The organism is Nocardiopsis sp. TRM 82005 (assembly GCF_056312425.1).
In genome coordinates this window covers 222,845-244,375 of sequence record NZ_JBWDTQ010000004.1, presented here as the reverse complement: position 1 = coordinate 244,375, position 21,531 = coordinate 222,845, and the positions used below count along the sequence as shown (strand labels likewise).

25 protein-coding genes and 1 pseudogene are annotated in these 21,531 nt (G+C 71.4%); 11 read left to right on the top strand and 15 right to left on the bottom strand.

The genetic code is table 11. The annotated features are described in order from the left end of the window. Nucleotides 1-109: 109 nt before the first annotated feature. Together AC0T5L_RS02430 and AC0T5L_RS02425 are read right to left on the bottom strand one after the other, a co-directional pair. Nucleotides 110-928 (bottom strand): aldo/keto reductase, encoded by an 819-nt coding sequence (locus AC0T5L_RS02430; protein WP_476163664.1) that lies wholly within the window; start codon nt 926-928, stop codon nt 110-112. A 90-nt stretch (nt 929-1,018) separates the two neighbouring features. Then, nucleotides 1,019-2,029: an NADP-dependent oxidoreductase gene (locus tag AC0T5L_RS02425; protein ID WP_476163663.1), complete on the bottom strand. Its 1,011-nt coding sequence runs from the start codon at nt 2,027-2,029 to the stop codon at nt 1,019-1,021. 154 nt (nt 2,030-2,183) lie between these two features. Between AC0T5L_RS02425 and AC0T5L_RS02420 the strand changes: the two genes are divergently transcribed. From AC0T5L_RS02420 to AC0T5L_RS02385, 8 genes are all read left to right on the top strand, one after another. Further along, nucleotides 2,184-3,107: a LysR family transcriptional regulator gene (locus AC0T5L_RS02420; protein ID WP_476163690.1), complete on the top strand. Its 924-nt coding sequence runs from the start codon at nt 2,184-2,186 to the stop codon at nt 3,105-3,107. 97 nt (nt 3,108-3,204) lie between these two features. Next, nucleotides 3,205-4,245 carry an endonuclease/exonuclease/phosphatase family protein gene (locus tag AC0T5L_RS02415; RefSeq protein ID WP_476163662.1) on the top strand — a complete coding sequence of 347 codons (1,041 nt, stop codon included), beginning with the start codon at nt 3,205-3,207 and terminating at the stop codon, nt 4,243-4,245. Nucleotides 4,246-4,358: 113 nt separating this feature from the next. After that, a complete protein-coding gene (locus AC0T5L_RS02410; RefSeq protein ID WP_476163661.1) occupies nt 4,359-5,195 on the top strand; it encodes a TIGR03619 family F420-dependent LLM class oxidoreductase in 837 nt (278 codons plus the stop codon). A 93-nt stretch (nt 5,196-5,288) separates the two neighbouring features. After that, entirely contained in the window at nt 5,289-5,915 is a 627-nt protein-coding gene (locus AC0T5L_RS02405; RefSeq protein WP_476163660.1) for an HAD-IA family hydrolase, read from the top strand. A 103-nt stretch (nt 5,916-6,018) separates the two neighbouring features. Next, nucleotides 6,019-6,417, top strand: a complete 399-nt coding sequence (locus AC0T5L_RS02400) for a GNAT family N-acetyltransferase (protein ID WP_476163689.1) — start codon at nt 6,019-6,021, stop codon at nt 6,415-6,417. Nucleotides 6,418-6,577: 160 nt separating this feature from the next. After that, nucleotides 6,578-7,297 carry a TetR/AcrR family transcriptional regulator gene (locus tag AC0T5L_RS02395; protein WP_476163659.1) on the top strand — a complete coding sequence of 240 codons (720 nt, stop codon included), beginning with the start codon at nt 6,578-6,580 and terminating at the stop codon, nt 7,295-7,297. A 207-nt stretch (nt 7,298-7,504) separates the two neighbouring features. Further along, on the top strand, nt 7,505-7,789 hold the full coding sequence (locus AC0T5L_RS02390) for a hypothetical protein (protein WP_476163658.1): 285 nt from the start codon (nt 7,505-7,507) through the stop codon (nt 7,787-7,789). A 136-nt stretch (nt 7,790-7,925) separates the two neighbouring features. Further along, on the top strand, nt 7,926-8,894 hold the full coding sequence (locus AC0T5L_RS02385; RefSeq protein ID WP_476163657.1) for an arsenic resistance protein: 969 nt from the start codon (nt 7,926-7,928) through the stop codon (nt 8,892-8,894). Between the two features lie 59 nt (nt 8,895-8,953). On the opposite strand, the gene AC0T5L_RS02380 is transcribed toward AC0T5L_RS02385, so the two are convergent. The 4 genes from AC0T5L_RS02380 to AC0T5L_RS02365 form a co-directional block, all read right to left on the bottom strand. Next, nucleotides 8,954-9,307, bottom strand: coding sequence for a MerR family transcriptional regulator (locus AC0T5L_RS02380; protein ID WP_476163656.1), 354 nt, complete (start codon nt 9,305-9,307; stop codon nt 8,954-8,956). A gap of 309 nt (nt 9,308-9,616) precedes the next feature. Then, the gene (locus tag AC0T5L_RS02375; protein ID WP_476163655.1) at nt 9,617-10,588 is read right to left on the bottom strand and encodes a LuxR C-terminal-related transcriptional regulator; all 972 of its coding nucleotides are present in this window, start codon (nt 10,586-10,588) and stop codon (nt 9,617-9,619) included. A gap of 225 nt (nt 10,589-10,813) precedes the next feature. Continuing rightward, on the bottom strand, nt 10,814-11,347 hold the full coding sequence (locus tag AC0T5L_RS02370) for a hypothetical protein (protein WP_476163654.1): 534 nt from the start codon (nt 11,345-11,347) through the stop codon (nt 10,814-10,816). Beyond that, nucleotides 11,344-12,690, bottom strand: coding sequence for an MFS transporter (locus AC0T5L_RS02365; RefSeq protein WP_476163653.1), 1,347 nt, complete (start codon nt 12,688-12,690; stop codon nt 11,344-11,346). The genes AC0T5L_RS02370 and AC0T5L_RS02365 overlap by 4 nt, the downstream gene beginning before the upstream one ends. 71 nt (nt 12,691-12,761) lie before the next feature. On the opposite strand from AC0T5L_RS02365, the gene AC0T5L_RS02360 reads away from it, so the two are divergent. Continuing rightward, the gene (locus AC0T5L_RS02360) at nt 12,762-13,757 is read left to right on the top strand and encodes a GlxA family transcriptional regulator (protein ID WP_476163652.1); all 996 of its coding nucleotides are present in this window, start codon (nt 12,762-12,764) and stop codon (nt 13,755-13,757) included. Between the two features lie 101 nt (nt 13,758-13,858). On the opposite strand, the gene ectA is transcribed toward AC0T5L_RS02360, so the two are convergent. The 8 genes from ectA to AC0T5L_RS02320 all read right to left on the bottom strand — a co-directional run bounded on the left by ectA (nt 13,859) and on the right by AC0T5L_RS02320 (nt 19,618). Next, entirely contained in the window at nt 13,859-14,383 is a 525-nt protein-coding gene (gene ectA / locus AC0T5L_RS02355; RefSeq protein ID WP_476163651.1) for a diaminobutyrate acetyltransferase, read from the bottom strand. Nucleotides 14,384-14,439: 56 nt separating this feature from the next. After that, the gene (locus AC0T5L_RS02350) at nt 14,440-14,844 is read right to left on the bottom strand and encodes an ectoine synthase (RefSeq protein ID WP_476163650.1); all 405 of its coding nucleotides are present in this window, start codon (nt 14,842-14,844) and stop codon (nt 14,440-14,442) included. A gap of 44 nt (nt 14,845-14,888) precedes the next feature. Continuing rightward, nucleotides 14,889-15,149, bottom strand: a complete 261-nt coding sequence (locus AC0T5L_RS02345) for an acyl carrier protein (protein WP_476163649.1) — start codon at nt 15,147-15,149, stop codon at nt 14,889-14,891. Nucleotides 15,150-15,220: 71 nt separating this feature from the next. Continuing rightward, nucleotides 15,221-16,732: a class I adenylate-forming enzyme family protein gene (locus tag AC0T5L_RS02340; RefSeq protein ID WP_476163648.1), complete on the bottom strand. Its 1,512-nt coding sequence runs from the start codon at nt 16,730-16,732 to the stop codon at nt 15,221-15,223. After that, entirely contained in the window at nt 16,729-17,196 is a 468-nt protein-coding gene (locus tag AC0T5L_RS02335) for a 3-aminobutyryl-CoA ammonia lyase (RefSeq protein ID WP_476163647.1), read from the bottom strand. Before AC0T5L_RS02335 ends, AC0T5L_RS02340 begins: the two co-directional genes overlap by 4 nt. Next, on the bottom strand, nt 17,183-17,641 hold the full coding sequence (locus tag AC0T5L_RS02330; protein ID WP_476163646.1) for a holo-ACP synthase: 459 nt from the start codon (nt 17,639-17,641) through the stop codon (nt 17,183-17,185). The genes AC0T5L_RS02335 and AC0T5L_RS02330 overlap by 14 nt, the downstream gene beginning before the upstream one ends. Continuing rightward, complete coding sequence (locus AC0T5L_RS02325; RefSeq protein WP_476163645.1) at nt 17,638-18,906, bottom strand: type III PLP-dependent enzyme domain-containing protein; 1,269 nt, start codon at nt 18,904-18,906, stop codon at nt 17,638-17,640. Before AC0T5L_RS02325 ends, AC0T5L_RS02330 begins: the two co-directional genes overlap by 4 nt. 397 nt (nt 18,907-19,303) lie before the next feature. Beyond that, entirely contained in the window at nt 19,304-19,618 is a 315-nt protein-coding gene (locus AC0T5L_RS02320) for a hypothetical protein (RefSeq protein WP_476163644.1), read from the bottom strand. A gap of 203 nt (nt 19,619-19,821) precedes the next feature. Between AC0T5L_RS02320 and AC0T5L_RS02315 the strand changes: the two genes are divergently transcribed. Beyond that, nucleotides 19,822-20,430, top strand: coding sequence for a hypothetical protein (locus tag AC0T5L_RS02315; protein WP_476163643.1), 609 nt, complete (start codon nt 19,822-19,824; stop codon nt 20,428-20,430). 26 nt (nt 20,431-20,456) lie between these two features. On the opposite strand, the gene AC0T5L_RS02310 is transcribed toward AC0T5L_RS02315, so the two are convergent. Next, nucleotides 20,457-21,086 carry a LuxR C-terminal-related transcriptional regulator gene (locus AC0T5L_RS02310; RefSeq protein ID WP_476163688.1) on the bottom strand — a complete coding sequence of 210 codons (630 nt, stop codon included), beginning with the start codon at nt 21,084-21,086 and terminating at the stop codon, nt 20,457-20,459. Between the two features lie 147 nt (nt 21,087-21,233). Between AC0T5L_RS02310 and AC0T5L_RS02305 the strand changes: the two are divergent. Beyond that, a pseudogene (locus AC0T5L_RS02305) lies at nt 21,234-21,461 on the top strand (ABC transporter ATP-binding protein); the annotation flags it as partial. Nucleotides 21,462-21,531: the final 70 nt, after the last annotated feature.

Here is a 21,531-nt window from a genome sequence, read left to right as displayed (position 1 = left end):
CTTGTCCGCTTCCGGCCATGTGAGGCCGTCGACGTTTATCCGCGCGGAAGTGCGTTCACCGACCCCGAGGGGGTCCCGGGCCGGGGAACGGCCCGGGAACACCACCGGATCAGCCGAGCGTGTCGGGGTCCGGACCGATGCGGCCGCCGCGGTCGAGCGACCCGATCCTGTCCATGTCCTCGGTGGACAGCTCGAAGTCGAACACGTCGAAGTTCTCCTGGATCCGGGACGGGGTCACGGACTTGGGAATCACGACGTTGCCGAGCTGTAGGTGCCAGCGCAGCACGACCTGCGCCGAGGACTTGCCGTGCTTCTCGCCGAGGGCGACCAGCTCCGGGTCCTCCAGAAGCCCCTTGCCCTGGCCGAGCGGGCTCCAGGCCTCGGTGAGCAGACCGTGGCGGGCGTTGGCCGCGCGCATGGCCTCCTGCGAGAAGTAGGGGTGCAGTTCGATCTGGTTGAGGACCGGGGCGACGTCGGTCTCGGCGGTCAGGCGGTCCAGGGTCTGGGCCGTGAAGTTGGAGACGCCGATGGACTTGGCGCGGCCCTCGGAGTGGACGCGCTCCAACGCCTTCCAGGTGTCGACGTAGGCGTCCTGCGCCGGGGCGGGCCAGTGGATCAGGTACAGGTCGACGTAGTCCAGGCCGAGCCGCTCCAGGCTGGCGTCGAAGGCCTTGAGCGCCTTGTCGTACCCCTGGTCGTCGTTCCACAGCTTGGTGGTGACGAACAGCTCCTCACGCGCGACGCCGGACTCGGCGAGGGCGCGGCCGGTGCCCTTCTCGTTGTCGTAGATACGCGCGGTGTCGATACTGCGGTAACCGGTCTCCAGGGCGGTCGTGACGGAGGCCTGGGCCTCGTCGTCGGGAACCTGCCAGACGCCGAACCCGAGTTGCGGCATGGTGAGGCCGTTGTTCAGCGTGACGTGCTGCATGGGTGCCTTTCCGTGGTCACGGAGTAGGTGGTTGGCCTTGGGGGGTTCGCCCCCCATGATGACGACCTGGAGTGCACTCCAGGCAAGCGGTCAGGATGTGAGCTGGACCAGCATCTTGCCGGTGTTGGCGCCCCGCATCATGTCGAGGAAGGCCCGCACCGCGTTGTCGATGCCCTCGACGACGGTCTCCTCGGTGCGCAGCTTGCCGTCCGCGATCCACCCGGAGGCCCGCTCGGCGTACTCCCCCGCGAGGTGGCTGTGGTCGCCGACGATGAACCCGCGCAGGTTCAGGCGCTTGCCGACGGCGAGGAAGAGGTTGTCGGGGCCGGGGGCCGGATCGGTGGCGTTGTACTGGGAGATCGCTCCGCACAGGGCGATCCGGCCGTGGTTGCGCATCGCGGCGATGGCCGCGCGCAGGTGGTCGCCGCCGACGTTGTCGAAGTAGACGTCGATGCCCTCGGGCGCGGCCTCGGCCAGCTGAGCCTCCAGGCCGCCCTCGCGGTAGTCGATGGCGGCGTCGAAGCCGAACTCCTCCAGCAGGCGGCGCTTCTTCTCCGGGCCGCCGGCCGAGCCGACCACGCGGGAGGCTCCCAACTGGCGGGCGACCTGACCGGCGACGGAGCCGACCGCACCCGCGGCACCGGAGACGAACACCACGTCGCCCTCCCGGACCGGGGCGACCTCGGTCAGACCCGCGTAGGCGGTGAGGCCGACCATGCCCAGCACACCGAGGTAGGCCTGGGGCGAGGCCAGGGAGGTGTCCACCGCCCGCACGGCCTTCGCGGGCAGCAGCGCGTACTCACGCCACCCGGCCATGTGCAGGACGGTGGTGCCGACCGGGACGTCGTCGCTGCCGGAGGCGGTGACCACGCCCACCGCGCCGCCTTCCATCGGCTCGCCGAGCTGGAAGGGCGGCACGTAGGACTTGGTGTCGTTCATGCGCCCGCGCATGTACGGGTCCACGGACATCCAGTCGTTGCGCACCAGGATCTCTCCGGGACCCGGGTCCCCGAGGGTGGTCTCCACGAGGGAGAAGTCGTCAGGCCGGGGCTCGCCGACGGGACGGGCGACCAGGTGGACTTCCCTGCTGGTGACGGACATGGCGAAACCTCCGGAATTTCGGTGGATGATGGCGCCGGTGGGCAGGCAGTGAAGCCTGCGACCTTCGACCCAGGCAGACACTAGTGCGGCAACGTATTCGCCCACCAATAAAATCGTCGAAGTGAGCTATCGGAATATCGATGAGTCGAACGCCATGACCGGCACACGGGCCGGCGGGCCGCTCGACCTGCAACAGTTGAGGACCTTCCTGGCCGTGCACCGGTCGGGGTCCTTCACCGCCGCCGCGCAGCTGTTGCGCTTGTCACAGCCGACGGTCACCACCCAGATCCGTTCCCTGGAACAGCGCCTGGGACACACGCTCTTCGAGCGGCTGCCCCGCGGTGTGGCGCCGACCACGGAGGCCAACGACCTGGTCGCCCGGGTGGCGGAACCGCTGGACGCCCTGGAGACGGTGGCCGGACGGGGCGGCGGTGACGCGTCCGTGCCGCCCTCGCCACTGCGGTTGGCCGGCCCCGCCGAGGCACTGCACGCGCTGGTGCTGCCGTCGCTGGCCCCGCTGGTGGAGGAGGGGGTGCGCCTGCGGGTGCACACCGGTCCGGTCGACGACCTGCTGGAGGGGCTGCGCAGGGGCAGGCACGACCTGGTCCTGTCCCCGGTGCGTCCGCGCGGGCGCACGCTGGTGGCGGCACCCGTGGCGGACGAGGAGTTCGTGCTGGTGGCGGCGCCCCGGTGGGCGGAGCGGATCCGCCGCGGTCGGCTCACCCGGCAGGGAGCGTCCGCGCTGTGCGAGGTCCCGCTGGTCGCCTACGGTGACGACCTGCCGATCCTGCGCCGCTACTGGCGGCACGTGTTCGGGGTGCGGCTGACGTGTGGACCGGCGGTCACCGTGCCCGACCTGCGCGGGGTGATGGCCGCCGCCGAGAACGGCGCGGGCGTGACGGTGCTGCCGCGCTACCTGTGCCAGGAGGCGCTGGACGAGGGGAGGCTGGTGGCGCTGGTGGACCCGGAGGAGCCGCCGATCAACACCATGTACATGGTGCGGCGCCCGGGCGCGGCGGACAACGCCCACCTGGACAGGGTGCACCGACACCTGGTGGCGGCCGCACGCAGCTGGTGAGCGGCGCCGCCCTCGACGGCTTTCCGCCTTCCCCCCGGCGCGTGGTCCTACCGTCACGGTGGGCGGGGGTCGTCCGAGTCGGACGGAGGGAACGGCTGTGGAGCACGTGAAGGGACCGAAGAACGGACCGGAACTGGTGGTCCGACGGACCGCCGCGCCCCGGCACCGGTCTCCGGCGGTGACCGCTCTGGTCGCACTGGCTGCCCTGGGGCTGACGGTGTTCGCCGTGCTGCGGGTGTTCGGCCTGGAACAGGGGTGGCCCCTGGTGCCCGCTCTGGCGTTCACCCCCCACCTGCTGGGCCTCGCCCCGCTGGCCGCGGCGGGGGCGGGCCTGCTGCGGCGGTGGGTGTCCATGGGAGCGCTGATCGCGGTAGCGGCGGTGCTGGCGGTCGTGGTCGTACCGCGCGCGGTGCCGTTCGGAGTCACCTCGGCCGGCGGTCCGGCCGTTCGGATCATGACCCTGAACATGCTCGGCGGCGGGGTCGACGCCGCTGAGGTGGTGGAACTGGTGGGCGACCGAGGGGTGGACGTGCTCACCCTCCAGGAGGTCACCCCGGACCTGGTGCGTGACCTGTCCGCCGCCGGACTGGACGACCTTCTGCCCCACGTGGACGACCACTCCGATCCCCGAGGCGCGCACGGGAGCACCATCCACTCAGCCTTCCCCCTCACCGGCCTCGGTGACACGGCGAGGGGCGGGGACGCCTTCGCCATGCCGACCTCCGATGTGCGGCTGCCAGGGGGCGGAAGCGAGGGCGGGGGCGTCGTCGAGGTGACGTCCGTGCACGTCCCGCCGCCGGTGACGCCCTCGTACACCGCCTCCTGGAACAGGGAACTGGACGCCCTCGCCGAGGCACGGGACCCGGGCACGGCGCGTGTGCTGGCGGGGGACTTCAACGCCACGCTCGACCACGCGAAGCTGCGCACGGTCCTGGACTCGGGTTACCTCAGCGCCGCCGCGGTCCTGGGTGAGGGGTTGGTCCCGACATGGCCGTCGGGCCGTCCCGTACCGGGCCTCACCATCGACCACGTCCTCGTCGGGCCGGGGATGGGCGTCGACCGCCTGGAGACCCTGCACGTGCCCGGTACCGACCACCGGGCGGTGTTCGTCGAGGTGACCCTGCCCCGGCCCCGGTGACGGCGCGGGCCCGACGAGCGCCGGAGGATCCGCGCGCCGGCGGGGCTCCGGGCCGCGGCGCACCGGCTCCGGGATTTGACCCTCACACCGGTGGCACGGTCTAGCGTCGGTCCATGAGCGAGTTGACCGAACCGATGACGGGCACCCGACTACAGGTGGTCCTGCCCGACGAATCGCCGGAGATGTCCCCGAGGGCCCTCATCGAACTGGGGATACGCGCCGACGAGCTGGGCGCGGACACGGTGTGGCTGCCGGACCACCTGCTTCCGCCCGCGCCGTACGGGGTGACCTTCGGCGGCGTGTACGAGCCGCTGGTGACCCTGTCCCACCTGGCGGCCCGTACCGAACGAATCCGTCTGGGGACGTCGGTGCTGGTGGCGCCGCTGCGCGATCCCTTCCTCCTCGCGAAGCAGGTGGCGACCCTGGACGCCCTCTCGGAGGGGCGGTTCGTCCTGGGCGTGGGAACCGGCTGGTCGCGGGAGGAGTTCTCCGCGCTGGGGGCGGACTTCACCACGCGCGGCGCCCGGACGGACGAGGCACTACGGCTGCTGCGCCACCTGTTCGAGGGCGAGGGGGCGTTCGAGGGACGCTTCCACTCCTACGAGCGCGGGGTGTTCGCACCGCGTCCGGCCGGGCGTGTACCCGTGATGGTGGGCGGCACGTCGGACCGGGCGCTGCGGCGGGCCGCCGCGTGGGCCGACGCCTGGCAAGGCGTGGGACTGGACGCGGAGGGGTTCGCGGCGGCCCGCAACCGGCTGCGGGAGCTGACCCACCGGCCGGTGCGGGCCAGTACCCGGATCTCCTGGTCCGGGGGCGAGGAGGAGTTCGACCGCGCCGTCGGGCTGTTCCGTGAGCTGGCCGCGACCGGAGCGGACTCGGTGGCGGTGTGGTTCGGCGGCTCGGAGGGGTTCGGCGAGCGCATGGAACGGTTCTCGGCGGCCCTGCTCTGAGCGGCGGACCCGGCCGGGCGAGCCCTGGTTGCGGGCCCGGCGGCCGTGGGTGACACTCTGGGGTACCGGAAGAGGACCGAGGCAGGGAGCGACGTGGGCGGGTACGACGGGGCGACCGTACTGTTCGACCTGGACGGGGTGTTGGTGGACTCCACCGAGAGCGTCCGGTCGGGGCTGACCGCGTGGGCCGTGGAGCGCGGTCTGGACGTCGACGCGGTGCTCGAACACCATCACGGGAGAACCGACGCCGACCTGGTGCGCCTCTTCGCCCCCCACCTGGACCCGGCCACCGAGTCGCCGCGGATCGAGGCCCACGAGGCCGCGGCCGGGGACGGCGTGCGAGCCATGCCCGGCGCACGCGAGCTTCTGGCCGGACTCGACGACCGCGGACGCCCCTGGGCGATCGTCACCTCCGGGGGCGGGCGGATCGCGAACTCCAGGATCGAGTCGGCCGGGCTGCCCCTCCCCCGGGTGCTGGTGACCGCCGACGACGTGGCCGAGGGCAAGCCCCACCCGTCCCCCTACCTGTTGGGCGCCGAGCGCATGGGGGCCGCACCGGAGAAGTGCGTGGTGGTGGAGGACGCCGCCAGTGGCGTCCGCGCCGGGCTGGCCGCGGGAATGCCCGTGATAGCCGTGGCGTCCACAGTCGGCCCCGGGGAACTCGCGCACGCGACCACCGTGGTGGGCGGCCTCGAAGCCGTGTCCGAACTGCTGCTCTGACAGGAGTCGCCCGCGGCGCCTCCCAGCACATCATGGAGAGCACTTGACCAACGACGTCACCATCGACCGTGCCGGAGCCGAGGACGTGGCGGCGATCGTCGCCATGCTCGCCGACGACGCGCTGGGTGCCCGGCGCGAGACCCCTGACGACCCTGAGCCCTACCTGGCGGCCTTCGAGGTGATCGACGCCGACCCACACCAGCAGCTGGTGGTGGCCCGCCGCGACGGCCGGGTGGTGGGGACCCTCCAGCTCACGTTCATCCCGGGCCTGTCCCACCGGGGGTCCGCCCGCGCTCAGGTGGAGGCGGTGCGGGTGCACTCGGACGAGCGCGGCGACGGCCTGGGTACCGACCTGCTGGTCTGGGCCGAGGAGGAGTCGCGGCGCCGCGGCGCCGCCATGGTCCAGCTGACCTCGGACGCCTCCCGCGAGGACGCGCACCGCTTCTACGAGCGGCTGGGTTACACCGCCTCCCATGTCGGCTTCAAGAAGAAACTCGGCTGAACACCGGGCCGGGCACAGCGCCTTCGGCGGCGTCGGCGGGACCGTGGACGCGGCGGCCCGGGCGGCCGGCTTCCGGGACGCCCGAACGCCACGCCGCCCGCGCCGCCGCCCCGGGGACGCCGGTTAGCATGGCCCGCAGACGAGCAAGGGACGGTGAGGTGTGGCCGCGAGGACGGGCCAACCGCTGAGCAGGGAGCGCATCGTCGGGGCCGCGATCGACCTCGCCGACGCCGAGGGCCTGGACGCGGTCTCCATGCGCAGGGTCGCCGCACGGCTGGAAGCCGGCGCGATGTCGCTCTACCGCCACGTCTCGGACAAGGAGCAGCTCGTCCTGGAGATGGTCGAGGAGCTGCTCGCCCGCCACGCCTACCCCGACGATCCCGGCGACCTGGACTGGCGCGCCCGGATGCACCTGCTGGCCCGGCACGACTGGGACATGTACATGGCCCACCCCTGGGTCCTGGCGGTCACCGCGAAACTGGACCCGCCGGTCGGACCGCACGGATTCGCCGCCATGGAGTGGGCGCTGCGCGCCGTCGAGCCCCTGGGCCTGAGCCTTCCCGAGAACGGGCGGGCGATCATGACCGTCACCCACTACCTCCAGGGCAGCGCCCGGTTGGCACTGAGCGCACCCGGCCCCTCGCGGGAGGACAGCGACCCGGGCGCCGCCTGGCAGCGGCGGCTCGGCGGCGCGGACCTGGACCGCTACCCCCGGCTGCGGGCGCTCATCGAGTCCGACTACGTGGTCGACCGCGGCGGCCGTGACTGGGTCACCTCGGGGCTGGACGTGGTCCTGGACGGGATCGCCGCCCAAGCCTCCCGGGCCGCGGACCCGCGGGAGGGCCGGGGCCGGTCCCGGGACGGGCGGAAGCGGCCTTGACGTCCTCCCCGGGGTGAACCCCGGGGATTGCCACAGCCTCGCGGCCATGGGCGCGGTGCGCCTCGCGGCGCCCGCTGGTTCCTGTGTAGCCGTCGCTGATCCGGCCGAGCACCTGGGTCCTGTCGCTCAAGGGGTCCCCGCTCCCGTCGGGCCGCCGGGAACGAACCTGCCGCGCCCGGCGCGGTACGCGGACGGACTCGTCCCGGTGTGGTTCTTGAACGCGGAGCTGAAGGCGAACGCGCTCCCGTCGCGGCCCGGGCGCTGAAGGAGGACGGGCACTCCGGGGAGCCGTACGAGCTGACCGGCCCCGAGGCGGTCACGTTCACCGAAGCCGCCCGTGTGCTGGGCCGGGTTTCCGGACACGCGGTCGTGTATCAGGAGGTGTCGGCGGAGGAGTTCGTCGCCGGGGCGGCACGGGTTCTGGGCCGTCCGGCCACCGGCTTCGCCGAGTACGCCCGCCGGGCCGGGGCCGCCGGAGCCTGGGACCGGTGACCCCGGGCGGCGCCCTTCACGGCTACCGCCGTGGCCGGAAGGGCTCCCCGGCCCGGTCTCCACCCGGCACGCCCCGGGCGGTCGCGGCCGGCACGCTAGCGTGGAGGGCGCCGTACCACCAGCCAGGAAGCCGCCCATGTCCACGTCGGAGAAGTTCCAGAGTGTGTTCGTGGCTCTGGCCGCCCTCGTCGGGCTGGGTGTCGGTCTGCTGTGGCCGGTCGAGGAGGTCGCGGGCCGCCTCGTGCTCCCCGCCCTGGTACTGATGCTGACCGCGGTGTTCACCCAGGTCGACTCCGGTCAGGTGCGCCGGGCCCGCTCCGCGCGCACGGTGGTCGTCACCAGCCTCGTACTCAACTTCGTGTTCACCCCGTCGCTGGCCTGGGTCCTGGGTGCCGGACTCCTGGGGAGCTCCCCCGACCTGCGGATCGGCCTGCTGTTGCTGCTGGTCACGCCGTGCACGGACTGGTACCTGGTGTTCACCGGGCTGGCCAGGGGGCACATGGGTGTGGCGGCGGCGGTGCTGCCGGTGAACCTGGTGCTCCAGCTGCTGTTGCTGCCGGTGTACGTGCTGCTGCTCGGCGGTGAGGCGGCGATGGTGGGCGTCGGGACCCTGGTAGAGGCGGTGCTCCTGGTTCTGGTGGTGCCACTGGCGCTGGCGGTCTCCGTCCGGGAGGCGGCCCGCCGGTGGAGGGGCGCCTCCTGGCGCGACACGGTCCTGGTCCCGCGGGCCTCCGGCGTGGTGCTGCCGCTGCTGTACGCGGCGGTGCTGGCCATGTTCGCCTGGCAGGCGCGCACGGTACTCGCCCACCTGGGCGACCTGGTGGCGCTGCTGCCGCCGCTGGCGGTGTTCTTCACGGTCGCACCGCTGATGGCGCTGCTCGCCGCGCGGCTGCTGCGGCTGCCCGCCGACCAGCGGGTCACGCTGACCATGACGACGGTGGCCCGCAACTCACCGATCGCACTGGCGATCGCCGTGGCCGCCTTTCCCGGCCGACCGCTCATCGCGGTGGCGCTGGTGGCCGGTCCGCTGTTGGAGCTTCCGGTGCTGGCGCTGCTCAGCCAGCTGGTGAGGGCGCGTCCGGAGCGCTCCTCCTCCCGTTCCTGATCCGCCTCCCTCGCGCACGGTGCCGTGTGCCTCGGCTGCTGACCGTGGCCGCGTCCCGGTCAGCGGTCCGCGAGCTGCTCGCACAGGGCGCCCCGGTTGCGCTGGAGCTCGTCGATACGGGAGTCGAGTGCGGCGAGCTCCCGGCGGATGGTGCCGACCAGGCTCGGGCACAGATCCAGGTCGAGGGGCTTGTCCTCCTCGTCGCGGGCACAGGGCAGCACCGAAGCGATCACCCCGGTGGTCAGGCCCATGTCCAGCAGCGCCCGGATGCGGCGGACCGTGCGCACCGCCTCTGGCGTGTAGACCCGGTACCCGTTGGGCGAGCGCGTCGAGCCCAGCAGCCCCCGCTCCTCGTAGTAGCGCAGCAGGCGACGACTCACCCCGGTACGCTCCGACAGCTCCCCGATCAGCATGGGACGCCCCACCTCACAATCGACCTTCACACTGGTGTCACTGCCTACTGTCGCCGCATGGTTGAACACTTCTCCCACAGAGGGTTCCGGTCCCGGCCTCCTCCTCGCGCACGGCGGGGACGGTGGCGCCGAGGCCAGCTTCGGGCCGCTCATGGACGACCTGACCGCCACCCACACCGTGGTCGCCCCGGACCTGCCCGGCTCGGGCGCGACCCCGCGCAGCACCGTACCGCTGGACCTGGACGCGGTGGCCGGCACCCTGGTGGCCACGGCCGTCGCTGCCGGAGTCGAGCGCTTCACGATCCTGGGCTACTCGGTGGGCAGACGGTCCTGGCGTACGGCGTTGACCCCCGCCTGGAAACGGCTCCTCGCGCCCAGTCTCACCATGATCTCCGACGCGAACCTGCGTGCCGTGCGGGGTGAGACACCCAGCCGGCGGGCGATCACCTCGTCCGTGTGCCCCTCGGCGAGCAGCCGCAGCGCCTCGGCCTGTTGGGGGGTCATATCGTCCTCGGTGTCCTTGCTCTGCGTGGGCGCCAGCTCCCGGGCCTCGCGCCACACCGCCTCGAAGAGCGTGCACAGCGCCGTCACCAGTCCGGGCGCCCTGATCAGGACCGCGCCCTTGCCCGTGTCCTCGTTGTCCGCGGCGACGACGGCGACACTGCGGTCGCAGACGATCATCCGCGTGGGCAGCGTCGGCGCGGTGCGCACCTGCGCCCCGAGTTTCACGAGGTGCTTGGCGTGGGCGACGCTGTCCGGGTCGTTGGTCAGGCTGTCCAGGTACACGGTCCGCATACGCACGCCCCGTTCCAGGAGCCTGCGGTTCAGGGGCTGGCCCGCCTTCATGTTCTCGGCGGTCTGCGATCCGCCCGGGGCGAAGGTCAGGAATTCCTCCTGCACCTGCTCGTTGATCATGCGCAGGTTGTCCCGGATCTGCTCCAGTCCCCAGATCACCGTCAGCCCCGAGTCCTCGGGAGCGGCTTCTCCGGTCTCGGAGAACTCGGCGATCAGCTCGACCGCCACCGCCTTGCTCTCCTCCAGGCGCTGCTGCCGCCGGGTCAGGTCGGCCTGCTGGTGCGAGAGCAGGATCTCCATTCCCAGCTGTGGGTTGACGGCGTGCAACCGCCCTCCGGCACGGTTCGAGGGGCGGACCAGCGCCAATTCGTTCAGCAGGTCCAGTGCCTCACGGACCCGGCTCTCGGGAACGTCGATCCCGGTTGCGAGCTCCGCGACCCCGTCATCGGGGTGGGACAGCATGCGTCGGTATACCGACTCGGCCACGGGGTCGATGCCAAGACCGTTCAACTCCGTTTACCACCCTCGTGAACACCGCCACGGCCCTGCCGGCGGTCGTTTCCAGAACCAATGTTCTTATACCACGAGAAAGACGGCGTTGTACATTTAGCACGCAAATGTACCAATTCATGCACTTTGTTGCTTGTTAACGCTTATTGAGTGGTTCGCGAGGGGGAAAGAGGACCCGGAAACACATTACCCGCGAGGGGATTACCTGGTCGTTCCCCTTCTCCGCAGATAGCGCGCCCAGTTCACCGCGACGACGCCGACGACGGCCAGGCACGCCGCGAGGATGAACGACGACAGGAGCCACTCCCGGGAGCCGTCCGGCCCGTAGACGCGGTTGGACGCCCCGGCGTCCACGGCCGGGATCCGCGCGCCCTCCTCGCAGGTGTCACGCCCGGCGGCGTGCAGGTACACCCCTCGCGGCTCCCCTCCCTCCGCGCTGGCGAAGGACCCGTTGCAGGTGCACGACTCGTGCCCCGGGTGCTGGACGCATGTGATGCTGCTCACGGAGAACACCCCCGGGGTGCCCTCGCCGCGTGCCGCGCGCAGCCCCTGCTCCAGTCCGGCGAAGCCCACGTAGGCCACCAGTGCGGCGAGGACCAGAAGAACGACGGAGAACTGTGGTGACGGCCGTCGGCGGCGGCCCCGCGTGCCGTGCCCGTCGGCGTGGCCGGCGTCGGCGCCTCCGGCGGTGTCCGTGTCGGTGCTGTCGGTGCCGACCGTCCTCGTGGCGCTCATGCCCTGGCCTCCTCGTCCTCACGGGTCTCCTCCACGGGCGTCTCCCCGTGCTCTCCGGCGGGCTCCTCCCCGGTGTTCCCGCTGCCGCGGGCGATCTGGAGGGCGAACACCGCGGCCACACCGCACAGGGCGGCCGCGAACAGCCACACCGGCCCGTAGCCGCCGGTCACGTCACGGGTGAAGCCGCCGAAGACCGCCATGGTTCCCGCGCCGACCTGGTGGATGGCGTTGACCCAGCCGAAGACGATCGCGCCGTCCGCGCCGAAGACCCGGTGGCACAGCATGATGGTCGGCGGCACGGTGGCGACGTCGAGCAGGCCGAACACCACGACGAAGGCCACCATCGCCGCTCCCGCGTCGGGGCCGAACAGCGCGGGCAGCGCGGCCAGGAGGAGCCCCCTGCTCGCGTAGTAGGCGACCAGGAGCACACGCGGGTCCATCCGGTCGGTGAGCCATCCCGAGAGGATCGTTCCCACGAGGGAGAACACACCGATCGTCGACACCAGCGCGGCGGCGACGGTGACCGCCATCCCGTGGTCCTGCGCGGCGGGCACGAAGTGGGTCCACATGATGCCGTTGGTGGTCGCCCCGCACACCGCGAACGTCCCGCCCAGAAGCCAGAACTGGCGGCTGTTCACCGAGGAGTACAGGACCCTCATGGTCCGGCGCGCCGCGCCCTGGTCCGCCTTCGGCTTCTCCACGAAGGCCGTCGCACCGTAGGGGCGCTGGCCCAGCTCGGCCGGGTGGTCCCGCAGCACGAAGGCGATGAGGACGATCATCACACCCGCGGTCAGCGCCAGGGTCACGATGGCCGGGCGCCATCCCTGGTGGTCGATGATCCACGCCAGCGCGGGCAGGAACACCAGCTGGCCGAAGGCGCTGGACCCGGTCAGGGCACCGATGACCAGTCCGCGGCGCTCGACGAACCAGTTGTTGGTGACGGTGGCGGCGAACGTCATCGCCAGCGATCCGGTGCCCGCGCCGATGAGCAGCCCCCAGTACAGGGTCAGCTGCCAGGCGGCGGTCATGACGGTGGTCAGCCCGGCGCCCACGACGATGGTCGCCAGTGCCACCAGGGCGATGCGGCGGATACCGAACCGGTCCATCAGGGCGGCGGCGAACGGGGCGATCAGGCCGTAGACGACCATGTTGACCGAGGCCGCCAGACCGATCGTCCCGCGGGACCACGCGTACTCGGTGTGCAGTGGGTCGGTCAGCAGCCCGGGCATCGCGGCGAAGGCCGCCGCGGCCACGATGGTCAGGCACGCGACCAGGGCGATCAGCCACGCGCGGTGGAACGGGGTGTGTGCGGGCTTCCGTGCGGAAGCGATGTCCTTAACCATGCCTCCAGCGTCCTTCGGGGACCCCCACCCCCGACAGTGTCCTGAAAGCCAACATGCGCAAGAATCGGGCCATGAACGTTTTCACCAAGTCCGAACGCCACAGCGTGGCCGTACTCGTCCGGCACGGCGTGCTGCCCATCGAGGCGGGCATCGTCCACCGCCTCTTCGGCCAGGCCCGCGACAGTGAGGGGAAACTGCTCTACGAGGTCGTCACCTGTGCCCTGGAACCAGGTGAGATCAGGACCGACACCGACTTCACCGTCAACGTCGCCCACGGACCGGAGGCGCTGCCAGAGGCCCGGACGGTGATCCTGCCCGCCGCCGACGAGGACTACGTCGAACGCCCCCACGACCCCCTCGCTCCGGCCCTGGCCGCGGCCGTCGCCCGCATCCGGCCGGACGCGCGCGTGGCCTCCATCTGCACCGGGGCGTTCGTGCTCGCCTCCGCGGGACTGCTGACCGGGTGCCGTGTGACCACACACTGGAAGTCGGCGGGCTTCTTCCGCGCCATGTACCCCGACATCGACCTGGACCCGAACGTGCTGTACACCGACAACGGGCGCATGCTGACCGCTGCCGGAGTCGCCTCCGGCATCGACCTGAGCCTGCACATGATCCGTGTCGACCACGGTGCCGCCGTGGCCAACGAGGTGGCGCGCAGCACCGTCGTGCCTCCCCACCGGGAAGGCGGCCAGGCCCAGTACATCCGCCGTCCCGTGCCCGCACCGGAACAGGCCGCGACCGGCCGCGCCCGCTCCTGGGCCCTGGACCACCTCCACCTCCAGCCGAACCTGCGGGAGATGGCCCACCAGGAGTCCATGAGCGTGCGTACCTTCACCCGCCGGTTCCGCGACGAGGTGGGGCTCTCGCCCGGTCAGTGGATCGCCCAGCAGCGCCTGGACCGGGCCCGGCAGCTGCTGGAGGAGTCGGACCTGCCGGTGGACCGGATCTCCCACGAGGCGGGGTTCGGTACGGCGGCGTCACTTCGCCAGCACATGCACGCCGAGCTCGGGGTGTCGCCCAGCGCCTACCGGCGTACCTTCCGGGGCACGTCGCACGCGGCCTGACTCCGCTGGCGCCCGGGCGCGGACCCCGCGCGCACGAGCACCGGGACGGTGGTTCCTCCCACCGTCCCGGTGCGCTGTTCACCGGTTACGCGGCCACCGCGTCAGGGCGCGACCGGACCGATCCGGTACAGGGTCTCCTCGTGGTGTCCGCCGCCGAAGTCCGCGCTGGAGAAGAGCACGCTCTTGTCGGTGCCGGCGCCCCAGCGCTTGGCGAACCGCTTGAGCACCATCACGATCGGCGTGTTGGCCTCGGAGACGGTCGCCTCCACGTACCTGGCTCCGGCCAGGAGCTCCTGTTCCACGGCGTGGTCGAAGAGCTTCACCCCGAGGAAGGGAATACCGTGCCGGGGTTTGACCGCCTCCTGCCAGACGAAGTAGGTGTCGGGCCGGTCGGGACGGCGGTAGCCGCTGAGGAAGCCGATGACCTCGCCGTCGAGGGTGGCCACCATCGAGGTCCGCGCGAAGTCGCGGAACCAGATCATGTAGTAGTACTCGCTGTTGTTGTCGAGCTCCTCGGAGGCGTCCACCATCTCCCGGACGGCGCGGGCGTCGGAGGGCTCGGGCCTGCGGAAGACGACCCGGTCGCGTGCGGGGACGGCGGTCCGGTCTTCCATCATGACGGTCATCGTGGCTCCTTGGTCCTGGTCGTGTCGGGGTCGTGGGGCGGGGCGGAGCGGCGGGGTCAGGCGTCCGCCGTGTCGGTCAGGAGGGGGTAGGCGCCGTTCTCGTCGTGGTCCTCGCGGCCGGTGACCGGGGGGTTGAACACACAGACGAAACGGGAGTCCTTGGTCGGGCGCAGGGTGTGCCGCTCGTGTCCGTCGAGCAGGTACATGACCCCGGGGGTGATCCAGTGCTTCTCACCGGTCTCGTCGTTGGTCAGTTCCATCTCGCCCTCGACACACAGGACGGCCTCGTAGTGGTTGGCGTACCACAGGGACGTCTCGGTGCCCGCGTAGACGGTGGTCTCGTGCAGGGAGAAACCGACGTTCTCCCTGGCGAGCACGATCCGCTTGCTCTCCCAGGTGCCCTTGGCACCCTTGATGTGGCGTTCGGTGTCCTCGATCTCAGCGAAGGAACGAATCAGCATGGCGGCCTCTCTGGGGTGGAGGTTCGATGGGGGGCGCGTCGTACTCAGACCGTGGCGGGCTGGGCGGAGGACAGGACGAAGTCGGTGAGGGTGTCCACGGACTCGAACACCTCGATCTCCAGGTCCTCCGGAGCGACCTCCAGCCCGATGGACTCCTCCAGGCCCATGAGGACCTCCAGCATCGAGGTGGAGTCCAGGTGGAGGTCGTCGAAGAGGCGGACACCGCCGTCCAGGTTGGCGACCTCGCGCTCCAGGGCCTCCGAGAGGGCCGTTTCGAGAGCCGTGATCACGTCGTTGCGCTGCATGTTCTTCTCCTTGCCGTGGTGGTGTTCTCAGGTGTCGTCTTCTGCTTGTACGTGTGGTACGTGGTCGCTCCTCAGCCGCGGCCTCCTCCGGCCGAGATCAGCTGGGCGAGCCGCTTGCGGTCGACCTTGCCGTTGCCGTTGGTGGGTAGGTCGTCGAACCGGGTGCAGACCCGGGGGATCTTGTACTCCTCGATCTCCGCGCGCATCCCCCGCAGGACCTCCTCCCTGGGGATGGCGGCGATGACCGCGAGCTGGGCGGGGCGACGGCCCTCCGGCGGGAGGACGATCGCGGAGGTCACGCCGTCGACCCGGTGGGCGGCCGCCTCGACCTCGGTCGCGCTGACCCGGAAGCCGCGCTCCTTGTAGATGTCGTCCCTACGGCCGTCGAAGTACAGGTAGCCGTCCTTGTCCTGCCATCCGTAGTCGCCCGTCCGCAGTTCCGGGAAGAGCCCGTCCCGGCGGTGGAAGCGCTCGGCGGTCAGCTCCTCACGCCTCCAGTAACCGGCCATGACGTTGGGGCCGCGTACCACGATCTGGCCGGTCTCGCCGGGCTGGAGCCGCTCACCGTCGGGGCCGATGACGAAGACCTCGGTTCCGTCCAGCGGCAGTCCGCACGAACCCGGGTGGTCCAGGTCGCCGTCCGGCGGCATGATGGTGGCCCTCTTGCACTCGGTCAGCCCGTACATCACCTGCACCCGCAGCCCGGGGAGGGAGTCCCTCAGCGAGGCGACGGTCTTCTCCGAGAGCGCGGCGCCGGTGTTGGTGAGCAGGCGCAGGGAGGTGGGCCTGTGCTCGGTACGGGCCGCCAGCCACGCCAGCCGGTCGGAGACGGCGGGCACGCCGGCCAGGACGGTCGCCCCGCTCTCGACCAGGCTGCGCAACAGCGGCGGGCCGGATTCGGCGGCCGTGCCGAAGCGCAGCCGCGCACCGGCCAGCATCGCCAGGTAGACCTGGTAGAGCCCGTAGTCGAAGGAGACCGGCAGCGGACAGTACACCGTGTCGTCGGACCGGTAGGCCAGGCGCCGCTGAATGGCCCGGGCGGAGAACAGGACCTGCTGGTGCGTGCTCACCACGGCTTTGGGCCGGGAGGTGGTGCCGGAGGTGTAGATCATGCACACCGGGTCCACCTCCAGCACCCGCTCGGGACCTGCGGCCGCGTGGGCCGGGTCGGGCCCCTCGGCCATACCGAGCAGGTCGTCCGTGGTCAGGAAGTCGGCGCCTCCCGCCGTGGCCTCGTCCGCGGCCTCGTCGGTGTCGCAGACCACGACCGCGGGCTCGCAGTCGTGGAGGACGTGGTTCAGGGCTCCGCCGCGAACGCTCTCGTGCAGGAGGCTGAACACCCCGCCGACGCGGGAGACGGCGAAGAGCGCCGTGACGGCCGCCAACGGGTCTCCGGTACGCACGACCACCCGGTCCGCGCGTCCCACGCCGCGTGCACGCAGGTGGTGGGCGATGCGGGTGCTGGCGGCGGCGAGCTCGCCGAAACCAGTGGCCCGGTCGTGGAAGGACAGGAAGGGGGCGTGCGGATCGCGCTCGGCGGTTCGGTCGAGCAGGTCGTGCAGTAGTCGCGGCTCGGTGCTCACGAGGACTCCTTCTTTCGCACTGCTTCGTGGGGGACCACGGTCGTGGCCGTCGCGGCGCACACGAGCCGGGGCTCGGGGAGGAGGCGCGCCGCGCTGGGCCGCACCCCGGGGTCTGCGGCGATCACCTTGTGGGCGGTCAGCTCCACGACCCTGCGCAGCCGGGTCCGGCGCACGAGGCGGCCGCGGACCTCCAGGTAGTCGCCGGGTGAGACGGGGGCCGTGAACCGCACGTCCGAGTAGCTGGCCAGCAGGCCCTCGTCCCCGTCGTCCCGGACGGTGATCTCGGTGACCAGGTCGCCGAACAGGCGCAGGACGCGGGCGCCCTCCACCACGTTCCCGCCGTAGTAGGCGTCGGCCTCGTTCAGGCGCACCCGCAGGAAAGCCGTGGTCTCGCCGGCTCCCCGGCCCCCGTCCGCCGAGACGGGGGGTGCTTCCCGCCGCTCGGGCAGTTCAGTGGTGGGCATGTGCTCCTACCTCCTTCTCGTCGTCCCCGCCGGCCGGCGGGGGGCTCGGTGCGTCGGCCCCGTGCAGGCACAGGGCCACGGCGACGACGACGTTCTCCTTGTGTGAGATCGACAGGGACACGGGGGGCAGCCCCATCCGCGCGGCCTTCCCGAGGAAGACGACCCTCGGTGCGCCCTCCTCCTCCCGGACCACCCAGATGTCGCGCGGCGCGACCCCCTGGAGCAGTCCGCGTCCCAGTGCTTTGAGGACCGCCTCCTTGGCGGCGAAGCGCCCCGACAGGAACTCCGTCCGGCGCCGCTCGCCCATACCGGCGGCCTCCTCCACCTCGCCCGGCGCGTATCCGAAGCGCAGGAACCACGGCCGGCGTGTGAGCCGGTCCAGTTCGCGCCGGTCCAGGACGTCGACACCGACGCGCAGGGCGGTGGAACCGGTACCCGCGCTCACCGGAGGTCGACGAGGCGCTGTCTGCCCAGCAGGTCCCCGGTGGTGTCGGGGAGCCGCACCAGGTGTGCGCGGCCCCGGTGGACCATGACCTCGGCGGGATAGCCGTGGCTGAGGAACAGCCCGGGTGAGGCGGTGGGCCCGTAGGCACCCGAGCGTCCGATTCCGAGCAGATCGCCCGCACGGAGCTCGGGCAGGGCGATCTTCTTGGCGATGAGGTCGTTGGGTGTGCACAGTGGCCCGGTGACGGAGTACTCGTGCGTGGTGGTCGCCTCCGCCGGGCCGAGGTGGCGCACGGGGAAGTTCCGCTTGGCGAAGCTGCCGACGCCCACGGCGGCCATGTGGTGGTTGGTTCCCCCGTCGGCCACGGCGAACAGCTCGCCCATGGATTCCTTGACCTCGCGTACACGCACCACGTAGGTGCCCGACGCGGCGGTCAGGTAGCGGCCGGACTCCATCATCAGGCGGCAGCGGGGGTTGCGGTCCCGGAAGTCGGCGACCGCCTCGTGCATTCCCCGGCCAAGGGCCGCCATGTCCGGATCGCTCTCGTTGGCGAAGTAGGCGACGCCGAGGCCGCCGCCGAAGTCCGCCACCTCCAGGTCGACCCCCAGGTCGGCGGCGAGGGACTCGGCCAGGCCGAGGATGCGCTCGGTGTTGCGGACGACACTGGTGTGGTCGAGGAACCTCGTGCCCATGTAGGCGTGGACCCCCGCGATCCGGACACCGGTGAGGTCGCCCAGGCGGCGCTTGGCGTCGCGCACCACCGCCTCGTCGATACCGAACTGGCGGGGTTTGCCGCCCATGGCCAGGCCCTGGCCCTTGGCGACGAAGGACGGGTTCACCCTGAGCATCACCGGGAAGGGCGCCGAGCCGCGTTGCCCGACCATCGCGTCGATGCGTTCCACCTCGTCCAGGGACTCGCAGACCAGCGCCGCGATCCCCGCGTCCAGACACGCCTCCAACTCCTGGCGTGACTTCCCCGGCCCGAGGAAGATGACGTCCTCGGGTGCGATCCCCGCCCGTAAAGCGGTGACGAGCTCGGCGTGGGAGCTGACCTCGGCGCCGGCTCCGAGCGAGCCGAGCAGCGCGCAGACGCTGATGTTCGGGTTGGCCTTGAGGGAGTACATGATGTCGACGCCCTCGGGGAGTGCCCGCCTGAGGTCGGTGTAGGAGTGTTCGATGGTCTGGGCGTCGTAGACGAAGAGCGGGGTCCCGAACTCCTCCGCCAGCTGTACGTGGTCGGTCCCGGGGGACTCGGTGGTTGACATCCTGCGCCTTCCGTTGGTCGTTCGTGTGATGCGGCGAACCGCTCCGCCCCTACTGCCAGCCCGAGTCGTCCGACTGGAGGCCGGCACCGCCCGACTGCCATCCGGAGTCGTCGGAAACGACCACGGAGGCGGACTGAGACGTTTCCGCGCCACCGCTCACCGCCAAAGCGGGAGAGAAACCGGAAAGAACAGAGAATCCGATGGCGAATGCGGAGGAAACTACGGCGGAAGGAGCGTTCACACGAATGGACACTGGGTTTTCCCTTCTTCTTTGCTGCTGCCCCTGCGACACCTTCATTATGAGCACAGCTCTGAATTGAAGTGAAGGTTCCAGCCGTGTCCTAAACGGTCCATGGCCCCTTTTGTCCACCTCTCGGGCGCCCCAGGGGCCGCACGGCTACGCCCCTTCCCCAGGCCAGTCACCACCGTCGTCGATGAGGGGAGCCTCCGCCCTGAAAAGCTGATGATCAGCGAGTTCCGGGTGGCTGGCGGCGGCCCGGTCCCACAGGAGGGCCGCCGCGCGCTCGGCCCCGGCGAGGTCCGGGGAAAGCAGGAAGAGACCGATCACGGGGTCGGACCCGGGCCTTTCGCTGACACTCACGTGTTCGAGCCCGTCCTCTGGCCGGGCGCTGGAGTAGAGCATTTCCCGGACATCGCCGGGGAACTCCTGGCCACCCACAGAGGGAAGAAAGGAGAGTTGGACCAGGTACATGACGTGACCTCGATTTGAACATCACCCCATTGATCGGGGTGGAACCCTGGGCAGCGCAGCGAAGGGGAAAGATCTTTTTAGCAGGTAATAGCGCTTTTTTCAAAGAGACCCCGGGGCCACGCTTTTGTTCCGGTGCCGACGGGGTAACGGGCAGACGTGGGTCACGAGGACCCGCGTTCCCGTCCCCCACCCCCGGAGCCACCATGAAGCCGTACGCCGAGAACCCCGTGCGGGTGTTCCTCCAGGTCTCCGCCGATCTGCTCGCCCTGGTCTGGGCGTACCTGTGGGTCAGGGCGGCGCTGTCGCTGCGCGAGGTCATCATGTCCCTGGACCGCCCCGGCGAGCTGATGGTGAGCACCGGCGAGGGCTTCACCGAACACATGGACAGCGCGGCCGAGCAGGCGCTGAAGGTGCCCCTGGCCGGTGAGGCCCTGTCCGCCCCGTTCACCGACATGAGTGGGACCGGCGAGTCCCTCTCCGCGGCGGGTGACTCCTTCCAGGAGTCGGTGGCCTCACTCGCACTGGCCCTGCCGCTGCTCACCGCCGTACTCCCGCTGCTGCTGCTCGCCGCGACGTGGCTTCCCGCCCGTACACGGTGGGTGCGCCAGGCCGGCTCCGTCCGACGGATGCGCGGGATCGCCCCCGAGGCGCGGTCCCGGCTGCTGGCCCTGCGCGCCCTGACGACGGTGTCCCCGTCCAGGCTGGCCGGTGTGCACGAGGACCCGGCGGGCGCCTGGCACTCCGACGACCCGGAGACCGTGCGGGCGCTGGCCTCCCTGGAGCTGCGCCGCCTGGGCCTGCGCGGGCCGTGAGACCGCCCCGGGCCCGGGGCGGTCCCTCAGTCCACCCGGATGAGGCCGCGCTGGATCGCGGTGGTGATCGCCGCCGTCCGGTTGTCCACACCCAGCTTGTCGAACACGTGCACCAGGTGGGTCTTCACCGTTGCCTCGCTGATGAACAGCTCCCGCGAGATCGCCCGGTTGGACATACCGCGCGCGAGCAGCCGCAGGATCTCCAGCTCCCGGCCGCTGAGTGCCGGTTGGGGCGAGCGCAGCCGACGCATCAGGCGGTTGGCGACGTCCGGGGCCAGAGCGGTCTGTCCCCGTGCGGCGGCGTGCACGGCCGCGCACAGCTGGTCGGGCGGGGAGTCCTTGAGCACGTATCCGGTGGCTCCGGCCTCCACCGCGGCCAGGATGTCGGCGTCGGTGTCGTAGGTGGTCAGCACCAGCACGGGCGGAGGGGAGTCGAGTTCGGCGATCCGCCGTATGGCGGTGACCCCGTCCATACCGGCGCCCATCCTCAGGTCCATCAGGACCACGTCCACACCGGTACGGGGCCCGTCTGTCCCCTCGGGCGTGCCCGGCCCCGCCGCGCCCTCCCGCCGTGCTCGGGGGGTGAGCACGTCCAGGGCGGCCAGGCCGTCCGCGGCCTCGGCTACCACGACCATGTCGGGGCGCTCGGAGAACATCGCCTTGAGCCCGTGGCGCACGACCGGATGGTCGTCCACGAGCAGGATGCGCAACGGGACCGGAGGATCGTCCGGGGGCGCGGACCCTCGGAGCCGCGGGGGCCGGCGGGGGTGCCGGTCACGGGTTCTCCTCCCGGGTCAGGGGCAGTCGGACGGCCGAGCGTGCTGCTGGTGGACGAGCCGACGGCCGCCCTGGACCACGAGCGCGGCGCACGTGTCATGGAGCTACTGGGCGAGTCCGCCAGCGTGTTCAACGTGGCGACGCTGATGGCCACACACGACACCGAGCACATCGGCGCCGGGCACGCCGGTGCGCCCGGCCGGGTGCTGGAGATGCGCGACGGGCGGCTGGCCGCTCCGCGACCGGCCGGGTGAGCAACGTCGGTACCGCCTCCTATGCTGGAGCCGACACCGCCCCCGGGAGTCCCCACGACCCACGGAGACC